We start from the raw sequence: 13,967 nt of genomic DNA, 5'->3' as shown, positions 1-13,967 counted from the left end.
CCCACCGGCTTGGTGGTGAAGAACGGCTCGAAGATGCGCTCCTGCACATCAGGCGCTATGCCGGGACCACTATCGGTAATGACAAAGACATACTGCTCCTGCCCGCTGTCATTGCGGGCAAGATAGGTATGAATCCCGATCTCGCCCACCGCTATGCCGCCCTGGCCAGACATATCATCATGCTGGGCGGCAAGAATTGCATCCGCCGCATTGCTGATAATATTCATGATGACCTGATTGAGCAGCGCCGCCTGGCAGTACAGCCGGTCAGGCGCCTCATACTGTCTTTTGACCGCAATGCCGCTGCCCAGCTTCTGGGTCAGCAGCGCCATGACCGTTTCCAGCGCCTCGGGCACGTCGATGACCTGGAACAGCCCTTCATCAAGCCGCGAGAATTTGCGCAGGTTGAGCACAAGGTTCTGGATGCGCCGCAGCCCCATGTTCATCGACCCCACCCGGTCGCGGCACTTGGTCAGGATCGCTTCACGCTGGTCGTGGTCGGGATCGGTGGTCGTGGTTTCCATGGTGGCCAGCCGGTCCAGCCCGCGCGCCACCGTGTCCTTGTGCGCCAGGATGAAGGCCAGCGGGTTGTTGATCTCGTGCGCGATGCCCGCCACCAGTTCACCCAGGGATGCCATCTTGGCGGTCTGCACCAGCTTGCCCTGGGTCTCGATCAGCTTGCGGTTGGCATCGGCCAGTTCACGGTTGGCCTGCTCCAGCGCCTCGGCCAGCGAGGCCTTGGATGCTATGGCCGCCGCCTCCGCGCGCGCGCTCTTGACCGCGATCTCGCGCGCCTGCCGCTCCACCTCGATGCGGCGCACGTCATCTTGCAGGAGCTTGCGGCGCACCAGCACGCGAATGCGCAGCGCCAGCGCCGCAGGCCCCACATCGCGCGAGACGAGGTCATCGATCCCCGCCTCGAACACGCGCGCCGAGAACTCCCTGGCATCGGGCCGGGGCGCGCCATCCACGCCAAGGATGCGCGGCGGCACGTTGCCCGAGAGCAGGTCCTCCTGCCGCCATTCATCGAGCCTGCGGCACACTTCCAGCCCGTCGAACTCCCGGCAGGCCAGATCGATCACCACGCAGTCGGGCATGTGCTCGGGGTCGTGCAGGAGGGCGGGCACGAGCTGGGCGGGGTCATGCCACAGGGTGACGATATGCCCGTCGCGCCGCAACTGGTCGATCAGTTCGGGCACGGCGCGCCTGTGTTCGGGCTCGGGCGCGATGACCATGATGCGCGCACGGCGGAACACGCGCTGCGGCACGAGCGAGGGGGCATGCGCCGCATGCTCGCGCAAAAGCGCGCGGATGCGGAAGACGATCAGCGCCGGGTCGGAGGATTTGGGGATATACGCATCCGCCCCGCTTTCCAGCCCCTCGCGCTCCAGCCCCGGCTCGATCCCCTCGGTCAGGATCAGCACCGGTATGGTGCGCGTGACCGCGTTCATGCGCAGCTGGCGGGCAAGCTGGCCGCCATTCATGCCCGGCAGGTGATAATCGGCGATCACCAGCCCCGGCAGGCGGACATCGAGCGTATCGAGCGCTTCCTCCCCGCTGGCCACGCGATGGACGTGAAAGCCATGGCTTTCCAGCATGCGGCGGATGCGCAGGGCCTGCGTGTCCGAATCCTCCACCAGCAGCAGGGTATCGGGACTGTCTTCGCGATCGGTCAGCACCATGGGGTTGTCTTATCCAGCCAGGGGGTCTTGGGAGGGAACCGGGCCGACCGCCATGGCCCGGAGAATATGCGGGGCGATTTCATGCACCGGCAGGCTGATGCACGCCGCCCCCGCGCGCTCGGCAGCGCCGGGCATGCCGTGAATGACGGCGGTGCTGCGGTCCTCGACCACCGTGTAGCCACCGCGCGCGCGGATGCGGCCCAGCCCCTCCACGCCGTCCTCGCCCATGCCGGTCAGCAGCACGCCAAGCCCGTCGGCGCCAAAAACCCTTGCCACGGAGGAAAACAGCACGTCAGCCGAAGGCCGCTGCCCCTGCACGGGTGCTGCATCATGCAGCAGCACCTCGCCGCGCGTGCCCACCGTCATGTGCCGGTTGCCTGGTGCGACAAGCACCAACCCGCGTTCGAGTGGCATGCCATGCTGCGCCAGCCGGACCGGCAGTGCCACCTGCTGGTCCAGCCACTGGGCAAAGCCTTCCATGAAGCTCTGCCCCATATGCTGCACCAGCACCACCGGCAGCGTGAAATCGGGCGGCAGGTCACCCAGCACGCGGGCAAAGGCGGTCGGCCCCCCGGTGGAGGCGGCCATGGCCAGGATGCGGGGGTGGATGGCCAGCGGGCGCGACCACATGCCCCTGTGGCGGAAAGGCTCGGCCTGCATGAGCCTGCGCCGGATGACCGGCACCTGGCTCATGATGTAAAGCTGGGTGGCAATGCCCTGCGCCACGGCAGTGCCCGCGCTGCCCGTGAGGCCCTGCGGCTTCTCGATCACCGACAGCGCGCCCGAGCGCAGCGCATTCATCGAGACATGCGCGGCCTGCCCCCCCCGGCCTGTCGCTGACAATGACGATGGGGGTGGGAAAATGCGCCATGATCTGCCGCGTGGCCTCAAGCCCGTCCATGCCCGGCAGGCAGATATCCATCGAGATCACGTCCGGCCGCAGGCGCGGCACGAGGCGCAGCGCTTCCTCCGCCGTTTCCACCGCCTCGGCCAGTTCAAGGCGCGGGTCATCGGCCACCACGCGCATGAGTAGGTGGCGCAGCACCGCCGAATCCTCCACGATCAGCACGCGGCGGGGCGGCTGGGGGGTGGTTGCGCTCACAAAAGCCCCCTTATGGTATCGATCAGTTCGCCCTGGTCGAAGCGCTGCTTGGTCAGGTAAGCCCGCGCGCCGCCCTCCATGCCACGGCGGATGTCATCGCCATCATCACGCGAGGTCATGAGCACGACGGGAATATGGGCCAGATGCGCATCTCCCTGCATGGCCGCGAGCAGGGCCAGACCATCCATGCGCGGCATTTCAACATCCGTCACCACCACATCCACATGCCGCGAGGACTGCTGGAGCATGGCCAGCGCCTCCTCCCCATCCACCGCGAGGCACACGTCATAACCGTGGGACTGGAGGATCGTTTTCTGCAATGTCCGGGTCGTGATCGAGTCATCGACCACCATCACCAGCGGCGCGTGGCGCACGGGCACCACGGGGGCGGCGCTGTCCACATCGCTGAAATGGGCGCCGCCGCCATTGCCACGCTCGCGCCAGCGCGCGAACAGCCGGTCGGGGCTGAGCACGAAGACGGGCTGGTCCTCGCGCGGCCAGGCGATGCCGGGCACGAGTTCGCTGTCCAGCCCCACGGCGGTGGCATCCGACACCAGTAGCGTGCGCACATCGACCATCCGCTCGACGGCAAAGCCGCAGCGCACGCCCTCGACCTCCATCACCACCACGCTCACCGCGCCATCGCGCACCGGCAGCGGCGCGTTTTCATCACCCACGAAGGCGCGCAGCGGGGCGAGTGGCACCAGTTCCTCCTCATGCCGCGGGTCTGCCACGCCCGCGCCATCGGGGGGGTGGGGCACCACGGCGAACGGCATGCCGCCCACAAGGCGGATCTCGTCGCGCCGCACGCGCAGCAGGTGGCGGATCACCCGGCCGGGCAGGCCGAGGGACTGGCCCGCGTTTTCAACCAGCAGCACGGTGCGCTGGCGCTGCGAGACCGGCACGGTCAGGATGACGGTGGTGCCCGCGGGCTGGCGCTGCTCCATGCGCACGCTGCCATGCAGCGCGCGCGCCGCCTCCGCCACGACCGAAAGCCCCACCCCGCGCCCGGCCAGGCTGTCGGCCTTGCCCCGGGTGGAAAAACCCGGCTCGAACACGCGCGCGAGCAGCTGCCGCGCATCAAGCGGGGCATCGGCATGGACCAGCCCCTGCCCTGCCGCACGCGCGGCGATGGCGCGCAGGTCCGGGCCACGCCCGTCATCGCTGACCGCCACCTGCAGCCGCACCCCGGTCATGGTCACGGCAATGGTGATGTTGAGGTCTTCGGACTTGCCCGCCGCCAGCCGCTGGGCGCGGGTTTCATGCCCGTGCACGATGGCATTGCGCACGAGATGGATGACCGGGTCACGCAATGCCTGCATCACGCGGCGCTCGGTCTGCACGTCCATGCCGGTCATGTGCACCACGACACCCGCATCCGGCCCGCCATGCTCGCGCGCGATGCGCCGGGCCATGGCCGCGAGCGAGCCGAACACACTCTCGGCAGGCACGAGGGTGACGGCATGCACTTCCTCGCCCAGCCGCAGCAGGGCGCGGTCGATCTGGCCCGCCATGAGTTCGCGTTCGCGCCCCACCCCCATCAGCCGGCGCGTCATGCGCGCGAATTCGGCCACCGGGTCGGCGCGCATGCGCTCGGGCGCGTGCATGACGGCGCGCGCCTCACCAAGCAGGTCCATCACCTGCGCCCACAGCCGCTCATGCCGGTCGGCCACGGCCATGAGGTCATGCACCGCAGCCGCCAGCGCATCGAGCCGGGCCACGGGCACCTGCACGTAAGCCGGGTTTTCAACCGCCTGTGCCGCTGCCTCATCGGGTGCGGCGGGCGCATCCGGGGGCGTTGCGGTCATGAGCAGGTCGATCTCGTCAAGCGTGTCGGCAATGGCGGCAAGATCGGCCGGGGCGGGCAGCGCATGGGCCGAAAGCAGGGTGGAGAGACGGTTCTCCAGCGCGTGGGCCACCCCCTCGACCACCGGCAGCTCAACCGCGCGCGCGGCCCCTTTGAGCGAATGGACACGGCGGAAGATTTCCGCAAGGCCCTGCGCATCCGGGCAGCCTGCCGCCACGATGGCGCGAATGGCCCGCAGGTGGTCACGGTATTCCGCATCGAATACCGCCAGCAGTTCGTCCCTCAGGTTATCCACGGGCCGGCCCGTCAGGTCCGGTAACGCGCGGAGATGGTGAGCAGCTGCTTGGACAGCTTGCCAAGGTTGCTGGCCGAGACCTCGAGGTTGCGCGTGCCCGCCGATGTCTGCTGGCTGGCCTGGCGGATGCTCTGCAACGCGGTCATCACCTGCTCGATGCCGTTCTGCTGCTGGTTGGTCGAGGCCACGATCTGCTGGAAGGCATGCACGCCTTCCTCGATGCCGCCGGTCATGCGCTCGATGGTGCGGTAGGCGATATCGGTGCGTTCCTTGCCCGCCGAGACGCGCTTGACCGCCTCCTCGGTCAGCATGACCGAGGTGTTGATGCCGCGCTGGATGTCGCCCAGGATGGCGCGCACGTTCTGGGTGGCATCGCGCGACTGGTCGGCGAGGATCTTCATCTCGGCGGCCACGACCGCGAACGAGCGGCCATGCTCGCCTGCCGCCGCCGCCTCGATCGCGGCGTTGAGCGCCAGCAGGTGCGAGCGCTCCGACAGGTCGTTGACCGAGGCGATGATCTCGCTGATCGCCTCGGTGCGCTCGGACAGGGCCACGATGTTCGAGGCCACGGCCTCGGCGCCATCATGGGTGTGGGCCATGGCGCGCGCGGTTTCCTCCACCGCTTCAAGCCCGCTGGCCGAGCTGTGCACGATCACCTCGGCGGATGAAATCACCTCACGCGCGCGCTTGCTGATCTGCGCGCCCGAATGGGTGATCTCGTCCACCGTGGCCGCCGTTTCCTGCACGGCGGCAAACTGTTCCTCGACACTTGCGGCCTGCTGCTGGGTGGAGGCGCGGATCTCGGCCACCGCCGCATCGAGGTTCTGCGTCACCTCGCCACTCTGGCGCGCGATCTCGCGCAGGCCGTCGATCATGCGGTTCAGCCCGGCGGCAAGGCGGGCAACCTCGTCACGCTCCTCGCCCATGCCGCCCACCTTGGCGCGGGTGGCAAGGTCGCCCTGCCCCACGCGTTCCATCACATGCATGATCGACGAGATCGGCTCCATGATCGAGCGCCGCGTCCAGAAGGTCACGATCAGCGCCACCACCACGGCCACCACCATGCCGATGGCCAGCGAGCGGCGGCTGTAGTCATATGATGCAGCCCCCTGGGTTTCGGCCACCTGCACCCCGTGGTCGAGCAGCGAGGCGGCGCGGCCCACGAGCAGGTCGATCGACTGCTCGCGGCTGTCTATGCGCGAGGCCTGCTCGCGCACGCTGGAATCATTGCCCGCGCGGATGGCCTGGAACAGGAGGCCCGCGCCGCGCGTATCCATCTGGAACTGGCTGGAAATGTCGCGCAGCTGGCTGGCCACGGTATTGAACATCTCGCGCTGGTCGTTGCTGCGCGCAAGCCGCCCGCCTTCCTCCGCGCGCGAGAGCACGCCCGCAAGCAGGCTGTCGGCCTCACGCGCCTTTTCATCCCAGCTTGCAATGGCATCTTCGAGCACGGCGGGAGCAGTCTCGAAATCATGGGCGTAATAATGCGCCAGGATGGCGAGCCTGCGGGCGACGAGATCGTTCTCATTGGCGCGGATATGGGTCAGTTCACGATAGACCGACAGGTCACGCGTGACGATGATGGTCATCTCGTCGCGCACCTCGCGGATCTGCCCCAGCGCATAAATGCCCAGCGAGACCATGAGCAGGACACCGACCATGAAACCGAACAGCAGGCGATTGGCGATAGTCACGGGACTTCACACTCCGACATAACGGGAAGAAAACAGGCGCGCGGGGTCGATGACCGTCAGGCTGCGCCCGTCGGCCAGCCTGACCTGCGGAAAGCCTGATGGCGTAAGCGGGCTGGGCGTTGCGGTAATCTCCACCGTGCCGCCCGCCCCACTGGCCAGCAGGGCGACGCGCCCGAGCGGAATGCTCGAGACCGAGCGCAGCAGCAGCATGACGCCGGGCTGCGCCAGCGCGGTGCCGCCAAGCAGCACCGACAGGTCGAACACGGTGTACAGATCACCCTGGTAGCCATGCACGCCCCGCACGCCGGGCGGGCAGTCGGGCCTGCGCGGCATGTCGCTCCACACCGGGTCGGTCACGCGCAGCACGGCATGCAGGTCCACCCCGCAGCACTGGCCTGCAAGGTCAAGCAGAACCAGCGGGCGCGCGGGCACGGAGGGGCCTTCGGTGTCGGCGCGGGCGGCCATGATGCGCGCGCGGTCCGCCAGCACGCGCCGCGCAAAGGCCTCGCGCCCCGCAAGGGGGGCATCGGCAGGCGGAGGGCCGAAAAAACGCGCCATCAGGAGGGCACCTGCTGGGCGCGGGCCACGGCCGGGTCGACCCCGGATGCAGCCCCGGATGCGGCTCCGGGTGCTGCCCCGGGCGGCTCATCAAGCTGGCGCACCAGCCGCAGCAGGCCGCCCGCGGTCAGGCCATCGCCATCAGGCAGGGGGGCGTCGGGCGGGCAGCGGCTGGCCAGTTCGGTCATCTGCGCGCGGATGCGCGCGGCCTGCGCATGGCCCCCCGCATCTTCCAGCAGGCGGGCAAGGTAGCACCGCGCCATGACGTGGTCGCGGCACAGATAGATGACCCGGCGGAACGATTCCTCGGCCTGCAGCAGGTTTTCCTGCCCCCAGGCCAGCACGGCGAACAGGAAATGGATGCGCACGTCAACCGGATGCTGCGCCAGATGCGCGCGGCACATCTGCATGGCGCGCGCCACGTGCCCGCCATCGGCCACGCGGCGGATAGCCGCGGCGACGGGCGTGCTGTCAGGCAAAGGCGCGGGGGCCGCGGCACGCGGCACGCGGCGCGCGGGCAACGGCTGTGTTGCGGCAGGCGCAGCCTGCATGCCCCCCACGGGTGGCGCCCGGAAGGCCAGCGTGCCGGGCAGGCGCACGGTCTCGAGAAACGGCCTGAAATCGGAAACCGGCTCCGAATGCCCCAGCAGCAGCCAGCCCTCGGGCACGAGGCGGGCCGCCATGGCATGGACCAGCCCCACCGCCTGCGCCTGCGCGAAATAGATCAGCACGTTGCGGCACAGGATGAGGTCGAACGGACCGGCAGGGCCGCCATCGGGGCGCAGCAGGTCGAGGATGTTGCTGTAGCGGAAGCTGACCATGCGCCGGTAGCGCTCATGCAGCCGCCACAGGCGTGCGCTGATGGGCGTGAACCATTCCGCGCGCTGCGTGGGCGCGATGTCACGCAGGCTCCACGCACTGAACGCGGCCTCGCGCGCCTGCTCGAGGGCGCGGGTGCTGATGTCGGTGCCCAGGATGTCGATGCGCCAGTCCGCCAGTGTCTCGCCCGCCTCTTCAAGCAGGCGCGACAGCACGATGGCGATGGAATAGGGCTCGGCCCCGTTGGCGCAGCCCACGCTCCAGATGCGCAGGTGGCGCGTGGCCTGCGCCCGGCGGATCAGCCGGGGCAGGATGGTGCGCTCAAGGGCCGCGAACTGCTCGGCATAGCGGAAGAAGAAGGTCTCCCCGATGGTGATGACCGATTCCAGCTCGCGCCACTCTGCATCCCCACGCGCGCCGTCGGCCAGCAGGGCCAGGTAGTCATGGCAGGTCCGGCAGCCATGCAGCCGCATGCGCGCGCCCACCACCTCTTCAAGCAGGTCGGCCTTGTCCACGTAATAATGCAGGCCGGTGCGCCGGGTCACGGCATTGACCAGCCTGCGGAACCCCGCTGGCGGAAAGGCGGCCGATCCGCTCACGGCGCGCCATCCGCCGGGGGGGTGGCATCGGGGCCGGTCTGCGCCCACAGGGCCGCGCGCGCACGGCTGCGCTCGAGCAGGCTGTCGAGCCGCATGCGTTCATCATCATCCAGGATGTCGGTCATGCGCAACATGAAGGCAATGCTGCCATCCCCCAGTTCCAGTTCCTGCCCCGCACCCTCGGCTTCCGTGGCGCCTGCGTCAACCATGCCGGCGCGGCCCTTTTGCGGGCGGATGACATCAAGCGCCGCATCGACCAGCAGCGCAACACAGCCGCCACCGGGCTGGTTGCACAACAGCAGCGGGCGGTACAGCAGATCGAGCGGCGCGCGCACGGCATGGGCGCGCACGCCAAGCAGCACGCCCAGGTCGAGCACCGCCACCATCTCCGCCCCGAGGCGGAACCAGCCCGAAACATGGGCCACCGCCACCATGGGCGCGCGCAGGGCGGGCACGGGCATGCACTCGCGCACCACCAGCCCTGCCGGGAGGCCGTACTGCCGCTCCCCCACCCGGAAGACCATGACCGGCGGGGCTTCGGGGCGGACCTGCCCGCATGCCGCGACCTGCTGTGGGCTGGCGTGATCCATTGCTCGGGCGACCTTCGCTGTTTGCCATATGCACAAGGCAGAAGTTTGCATTTAATACAAGCCATCGCTACCTCGGGCAGGAATGCATTTCCTACAATCCGGGGAAGCCGCCCCATGCCGGAGTCTTGTTTTGATGGACAGTTCCTTTTCCAACCGTTCCCAGGACCGCACGCTGCCGCCTGAGGGCGCGCCCCCCGGCGGGCTGAACATGTCGCGCATCGCGAAAGTTGGCGTGTGGGCGGTATTCTATTTCGCGTTCTACCTCGTGCAGCAGGTTGCCGAACTGGTGGCGCCGCTGGTGCTGGTGCTGGGCATTGGCTGGAGCGCGCTGCCGCATGTGATCGGCATCGTCAACGGCGCCGCCGGCAGCGACCCGCAGGCCCGCGACATGATCGCCCATGTGGCCCATTCCATTCCCGATCATCTTGAGGTGGGATCGCATTTCCTCACGCCGTCCTCGCTGGTGTTTGACGGGCTGATGCTCATGGCGCTGGCCGCGCTGTGCGCGACACTGTCCACCATCGCCGCGCGCACCATGTAACCAGAGACGGACGGACGCGCCCCATGTTCCGCCTGCATGATGTCAGCTACGCCTATGGCGGCAGCCAGACCGGTGTTGCCGCGCTGTCGCATGTCAGCCTTGACGTGGCGCAGGGCGAATTCCGCTGGCTGCTGGGGCCATCGGGGGCGGGCAAGTCGTCGCTGCTATCCATCCTGTCGCTGGAGGTACAGGCCAGTTCGGGCATGGTCGAGATCCTGGGCGTGCCGGTCAGGCAGACGCGGCGGGCCGGGCTTGCGCGGCTGCGGCGGCGCATCGGGGCGGTGAAGCAGGATTTCGGCCTGCTGCCCGACATGAGCGTGTTCGACAACGTGGCCCTGCCGCTGCGCCTGCAGCACCGCGCCGAGGCCGAGATCGCGCATGAGGTACACGCCATCATGAAATGGGTGGGGCTGGAAAACCGGCTCGATGCCCTGCCGCCCCAGCTTTCAGGGGGCGAGCAGCAGCGCGTGGCCATTGCGCGCGCCGTGATCTACCGCCCAGCCCTGCTGGTGGCCGATGAGCCGACCAATGCCCTTGACGAGCGCCAGGCCGGCCGCCTGATGCGCATGTTCCACCGCCTGGCGGAACTGGGCACCACCATTGTCGTCGCCACCCATAACGATGCCATCGTGGCGAAATACCCCGCCCCCACCATCGAGCTCCTCCACGGTCATCTCGTGCGGGATCACGGCTGATGGCCCGCCAGCGCTATCATGACGGGCTGGCCCTGCGGCAGGCGCTGCCGGGGCGGTTCCTGCCGTTCCTTGTGGGCAGCATGGCGTTTCTGGCGGCCCTCGCGCTGGCAGGGGGCATCGCGGCGCACAGCCTCTCGCAACGCTGGACGCATGGGGCGGGCGCGGTCACCACCGTGCAGGTGCCCAGCCCCGCCGATCCCGCCACGGCCACCGCCGCCATGGGCCAGATGCCCGCCACCCGCATTGATGCGGTGCTTGCCACCCTCGCCGCCACCCCCGGCATTACCGGCACCCATCGCCTGGGTGATGCCGAACTGCGCGCGCTGCTCGCCCCATGGATCGAGCAGACCGGCGACCCCAGCCTGCCGCTGCCCGCCGTGATCGAACTGCATACCGCACCGGGGCAGGACGTGGCGGCAAACGTGCTGCCCCGGCTGCAGGCGCAGGCGCCAGGCGTGCTGATGGAGCATGACAGCGTGTGGAGTGACCGGCTGGCGGCGCTGGCAGCCAGCCTGCAGGCCTGCGCGGGGCTTGCGGTGCTGGTGGTGATGACCGTGGCGGTGTGCGTGGTCATGGCCGCGACGCGGGCGGGGCTGCTGACCCGGCGGCAGGCCATCGGGCTGATCCATGCGCTGGGGGCGACCGACAGCTACATATCGGGCCGGTTCGCCACCCGCGTGGGGCTGCTGGCGCTGTGGGGCGGCGTGTGGGGCAGCATGCTGGCGCTGCCCATGCTGCTGGCCCTCTCGCACCTTGCCGCCCCCTTTACCGCCATGGGCGATGCCCCCGCCACCGCACCCGACTGGCGCGACCTGCATGCCTGGATGGCCCTGCTGCCCTCCGCCCTGCTGTGGATGCTGGTGGTCGTGCCACCCGCTGCCGGGCTGACCGGCTGGGCCACCACGCAACTGACCGTGCGGGCCTGGCTGCGCCGCCTGCCATGACACGCCTGCGCGCGCGGCGGCTGGCGAGCCTGTGCCTGCTGGGCCTTGCGGCATGGGGGGCCGGGCTGGGCTGGTTCGTGGTTGATGCCCGCCGCCCGCCTGCCGTGCCCCCGCATGCCGATGGCATCGTGGCGCTGACCGGCGGGCAGGGCCGGATCGAGCAGTCGCTCCGGTTGCTGGCGCAGGGGTATGGCGACCGGCTGCTGATCTCGGGCGTGGACCGGCATGCAACGCTGGGTGAGTTTCTGCGCCACCAGCCCCCTCCCGTGCCCCTGGCGGTGTGGACGCATACGACACTGGGCCACCGCGCCGCCTCCACGCTGGGCAATGCGGATGAAACCGCCACATGGGTGCATGAATACGGCATGAAGAGCGTGATCGTGGTCACTGCGGGCTACCATATCCGCCGCGCCATGCTCGAGATCGCGCGCACCGTGCCCGGCGTGCACCTGTATGGCTACCCCATCCGCTCGCCTGCGCTGCGCCACCCGCTGCACCCCGGCACGATCCGGCTCATGGTGGTGGAATATGACAAATGGCTGCTCGCCTGCCTTGACATGGCCCGCCTGACCCGCCCGCTGCACGGCCTGCTCAACCATGCCGACACGCGGCCCGTAGCCCCCATGGGGTGAGCGGGCGGCTTGTCGCAGGCCGCGTTTTCTGGTGTTAGGATAGCGCCGAACCACCCCGATGGACCTGTTAGCCCCATGACCGTACTGCGCGCCTTCGTGTTCAACCTGTATTTTGTCGTGCTGACCCTGGTGATGGGCATCGCGGCCTTTGCCATCCGGCTGTTTGGCAAAAAATACGCGCTGGCCTACGCCAAGCTGTGGACCGGGCTGACCCTGCGCGGGCTGGAACGCATCTGCCGCATCGACATACAGGTGAGCGGGCTGGAGCACCTGCCGCCCGGGCCGTGCCTGCTGGCCTGCCAGCACCAGTCCATGTTCGATACATTCGCATGGATGAACATCGTGCCCCTGCCCACTTATGTGATGAAGCGCGAACTGGAGCGCATTCCGCTCGTTGGCCCCATGCTGCGCCTGACCGGCATGATCGGCGTGGACCGCGATGGCGGGGCCAGGGCACTGCGCGCCCTGCTGGCCGCGGCTGACGGGGCGGCAAGGGAAGGGCGGCAGATCATCATCTTCCCCGAAGGCACGCGCACGCCGCCCGGTGCTGCGATAAAGCTGCAACCGGGCATTGCCGCCCTTTCGGCCCATACCGGCCTGCCGGTCATTCCGGTCGCGACCGATGCGGGGCTGCACTGGGGGCCAAACGCGCTGGTCAAGACGCCGGGCACCATTCACATCGTGGTGGGCAGGCCCCTGCCCGCAGGGCTGAAGCGCGCGCAACTGCTGCCTGCCATTGGCAGCGCGTGGCAGGATCTGTGCACGCATAACGGGCTGCCCGTGCCCAGCGCAGCCGCCCCAGCCGCCAGGAGCGGCGCATGACAGGGCCGGGCTGTCGGTGCCTTTGGCCCCATAACCGCCCGGCCCCCACGCAGGCTAGCTAGCCGAAGGTGCGCCGGTAGGCTGAGGTCAGGACGGCATCAAGCCGGGCGCCGGGCACGAAATCGGCCATCGCGTCCGGGCGCGCCAGCCCCGCCTGCTGGCGGGGACACGGCGACGGCGCGCCCAGAACCTGTGTTACGGGGTAAAGCGCCGTCCATGCAGGCACATCCGTATAATCCGCCTCGTCATCGGAGACATGTTTTTCGCGGATCTTGGCCGAGGCGGTCTCGATTTCCATGCACATGACGGATGTCGCCCTGATCTCGCGCGCATCTGGCGAGCGGATGAGGCTGGAACGGCCCGGATAGATACGGTCGATGAGCCGGTCCAGCAATGCCTGTTTTTCCGCCATGTCCTCGACAACACGCGCCTGGCCGAACACCATCGCGGCACGGTAATTGACCGAATGATGAAAGCCCGAGCGCGCCATGACCAGCGCATCGAGGTGGGTGACGGTCAGGCACAGGTCGATGCCCTGCGCCTGCGCGCGGATCATCCGGCTGGCCGATGAGCCGTGCCAGTAAAGATGCTCCCCCTCGCGCCAGAAACTGGTGGGCGTGCAGTAGGGCCGCCCGTCGATGACATAGGCGATGTGGCACAGCAGGGCGGCATCAAGAATGGCATGGACCGTTTCCCTGTCGTAATGGCCCCGGTCGGGCTGGCGCCGGACCCGGTTGACCGGTGTTACGGGAAAGCTGCCAGGCATTCCGTCAGGTTCAGGTGGCGTCTGTTTTGTCATGATGCATGATCCCGTGATGTGGTGCGCCCCCACGATTGTGGTAAAGTGGCCCAGGGAAAAGAACCAGATAGCGAAAAACAGACTGGACCAGTCATGGGACGACAGGCACGCCGGGCCGTGCTGCTGGGCATCACGCTGGAAGAAGGCGGCCGCCAGACGCTGCACGCCCAGATCCACGGGCAGATCCGCCGCGCGATACTGGAAGGCAGGCTGGCCTGTGGCACGAAACTGCCCTCCTCACGACTCCTGGCCGCTGAACTTGGCTGCGCGCGGGGCACCGTGCTCGCGGCCCTCGATCAGCTTCAGGCAGAAGGGTATCTGGTGGCACGCAGCACGGCGGGCGTATCGGTAGCGGCGGACCTGCCTGATGACATGCTTGCCCCCGCCC

General features: G+C 68.6%; 13 protein-coding genes and 1 pseudogene. 6 read left to right on the top strand and 8 right to left on the bottom strand.

Features of this window, described 5'->3' with window-relative positions; genetic code table 11:
- The 7 genes and pseudogenes from HNW77_RS15875 to HNW77_RS15845 form a co-directional block, all read right to left on the bottom strand.
- Positions 1–1,682 (bottom strand): response regulator (locus HNW77_RS15875; RefSeq protein ID WP_172158962.1); only part of this gene is annotated, 1,682 nt, incomplete at its 3' end.
- A 9-nt stretch (positions 1,683–1,691) separates the two neighbouring features.
- A pseudogene (gene cheB / locus HNW77_RS15870) lies at positions 1,692–2,784 on the bottom strand (chemotaxis-specific protein-glutamate methyltransferase CheB).
- Positions 2,781–4,886, bottom strand: coding sequence for a response regulator (locus tag HNW77_RS15865; RefSeq protein WP_172158960.1), 2,106 nt, complete (start codon positions 4,884–4,886; stop codon positions 2,781–2,783). The pseudogene cheB and the gene HNW77_RS15865 overlap by 4 nt, the downstream one beginning before the upstream one ends.
- Positions 4,887–4,897: 11 nt before the next feature.
- Positions 4,898–6,580 (bottom strand): methyl-accepting chemotaxis protein, encoded by a 1,683-nt coding sequence (locus tag HNW77_RS15860; protein ID WP_172158958.1) that lies wholly within the window; start codon positions 6,578–6,580, stop codon positions 4,898–4,900.
- Positions 6,581–6,586: 6 nt separating this feature from the next.
- A complete protein-coding gene (locus tag HNW77_RS15855; protein WP_172158957.1) occupies positions 6,587–7,138 on the bottom strand; it encodes a chemotaxis protein CheW in 552 nt (183 codons plus the stop codon).
- Positions 7,138–8,556, bottom strand: coding sequence for a CheR family methyltransferase (locus tag HNW77_RS15850; protein ID WP_172158955.1), 1,419 nt, complete (start codon positions 8,554–8,556; stop codon positions 7,138–7,140). The genes HNW77_RS15855 and HNW77_RS15850 overlap by 1 nt, the downstream gene beginning before the upstream one ends.
- Positions 8,553–9,146: a chemotaxis protein CheW gene (locus HNW77_RS15845; RefSeq protein ID WP_172158953.1), complete on the bottom strand. Its 594-nt coding sequence runs from the start codon at positions 9,144–9,146 to the stop codon at positions 8,553–8,555. Before HNW77_RS15845 ends, HNW77_RS15850 begins: the two co-directional genes overlap by 4 nt.
- Positions 9,147–9,279: 133 nt before the next feature.
- On the opposite strand from HNW77_RS15845, the gene HNW77_RS15840 reads away from it, so the two are divergent.
- The 5 genes from HNW77_RS15840 to HNW77_RS15820 all read left to right on the top strand — a co-directional run bounded on the left by HNW77_RS15840 (position 9,280) and on the right by HNW77_RS15820 (position 12,780).
- The gene (locus tag HNW77_RS15840) at positions 9,280–9,687 is read left to right on the top strand and encodes a hypothetical protein (protein ID WP_172158952.1); all 408 of its coding nucleotides are present in this window, start codon (positions 9,280–9,282) and stop codon (positions 9,685–9,687) included.
- Between the two features lie 23 nt (positions 9,688–9,710).
- Positions 9,711–10,382 carry a cell division ATP-binding protein FtsE gene (locus HNW77_RS15835; RefSeq protein ID WP_172158950.1) on the top strand — a complete coding sequence of 224 codons (672 nt, stop codon included), beginning with the start codon at positions 9,711–9,713 and terminating at the stop codon, positions 10,380–10,382.
- Complete coding sequence (locus tag HNW77_RS15830) at positions 10,382–11,326, top strand: FtsX-like permease family protein (RefSeq protein WP_172158949.1); 945 nt, start codon at positions 10,382–10,384, stop codon at positions 11,324–11,326. The genes HNW77_RS15835 and HNW77_RS15830 overlap by 1 nt, the downstream gene beginning before the upstream one ends.
- Positions 11,323–11,958, top strand: a complete 636-nt coding sequence (locus tag HNW77_RS15825) for a YdcF family protein (protein ID WP_172158947.1) — start codon at positions 11,323–11,325, stop codon at positions 11,956–11,958. Before HNW77_RS15830 ends, HNW77_RS15825 begins: the two co-directional genes overlap by 4 nt.
- Before the next feature lie 75 nt (positions 11,959–12,033).
- Positions 12,034–12,780, top strand: a complete 747-nt coding sequence (locus HNW77_RS15820; protein WP_172158946.1) for a lysophospholipid acyltransferase family protein — start codon at positions 12,034–12,036, stop codon at positions 12,778–12,780.
- Positions 12,781–12,838: 58 nt separating this feature from the next.
- Here HNW77_RS15820 and HNW77_RS15815 read toward each other — a convergent pair whose 3' ends face one another.
- A complete protein-coding gene (locus HNW77_RS15815) occupies positions 12,839–13,579 on the bottom strand; it encodes a pyridoxamine 5'-phosphate oxidase family protein (RefSeq protein WP_241694524.1) in 741 nt (246 codons plus the stop codon).
- A gap of 93 nt (positions 13,580–13,672) precedes the next feature.
- On the opposite strand from HNW77_RS15815, the gene HNW77_RS15810 reads away from it, so the two are divergent.
- Positions 13,673–13,967, top strand: a 295-nt coding sequence (locus HNW77_RS15810) for a GntR family transcriptional regulator (protein ID WP_172158944.1), incomplete at its 3' end; no start/stop codon positions are given.

It is taken from the genome of Komagataeibacter melomenusus (genome assembly GCF_013155395.1).
GTDB lineage: Bacteria > Pseudomonadota > Alphaproteobacteria > Acetobacterales > Acetobacteraceae > Komagataeibacter > Komagataeibacter melomenusus.
Note: the sequence above shows the minus strand (reverse complement) of the source record. Positions and strands in the feature narration are given on the sequence as shown.

What these genes read in the sequence shown, in the direction of transcription:
- HNW77_RS15855 (WP_172158957.1), bottom strand. Translation starts at nt 7,138, where the DNA reads ATGGCGCGTTTTTTCGGCCCTCCGCCTGCCGATGCCCCCCTTGCGGGG.
- HNW77_RS15815 (WP_241694524.1), bottom strand. Translation starts at nt 13,579, where the DNA reads ATGACAAAACAGACGCCACCTGAACCTGACGGAATGCCTGGCAGCTTT.
- HNW77_RS15830 (WP_172158949.1), top strand. Translation starts at nt 10,382, where the DNA reads ATGGCCCGCCAGCGCTATCATGACGGGCTGGCCCTGCGGCAGGCGCTG.
- HNW77_RS15825 (WP_172158947.1), top strand. Translation starts at nt 11,323, where the DNA reads ATGACACGCCTGCGCGCGCGGCGGCTGGCGAGCCTGTGCCTGCTGGGC.
- HNW77_RS15845 (WP_172158953.1), bottom strand. Translation starts at nt 9,146, where the DNA reads ATGGATCACGCCAGCCCACAGCAGGTCGCGGCATGCGGGCAGGTCCGC.
- HNW77_RS15835 (WP_172158950.1), top strand. Translation starts at nt 9,711, where the DNA reads ATGTTCCGCCTGCATGATGTCAGCTACGCCTATGGCGGCAGCCAGACC.
- HNW77_RS15840 (WP_172158952.1), top strand. Translation starts at nt 9,280, where the DNA reads ATGGACAGTTCCTTTTCCAACCGTTCCCAGGACCGCACGCTGCCGCCT.
- HNW77_RS15820 (WP_172158946.1), top strand. Translation starts at nt 12,034, where the DNA reads ATGACCGTACTGCGCGCCTTCGTGTTCAACCTGTATTTTGTCGTGCTG.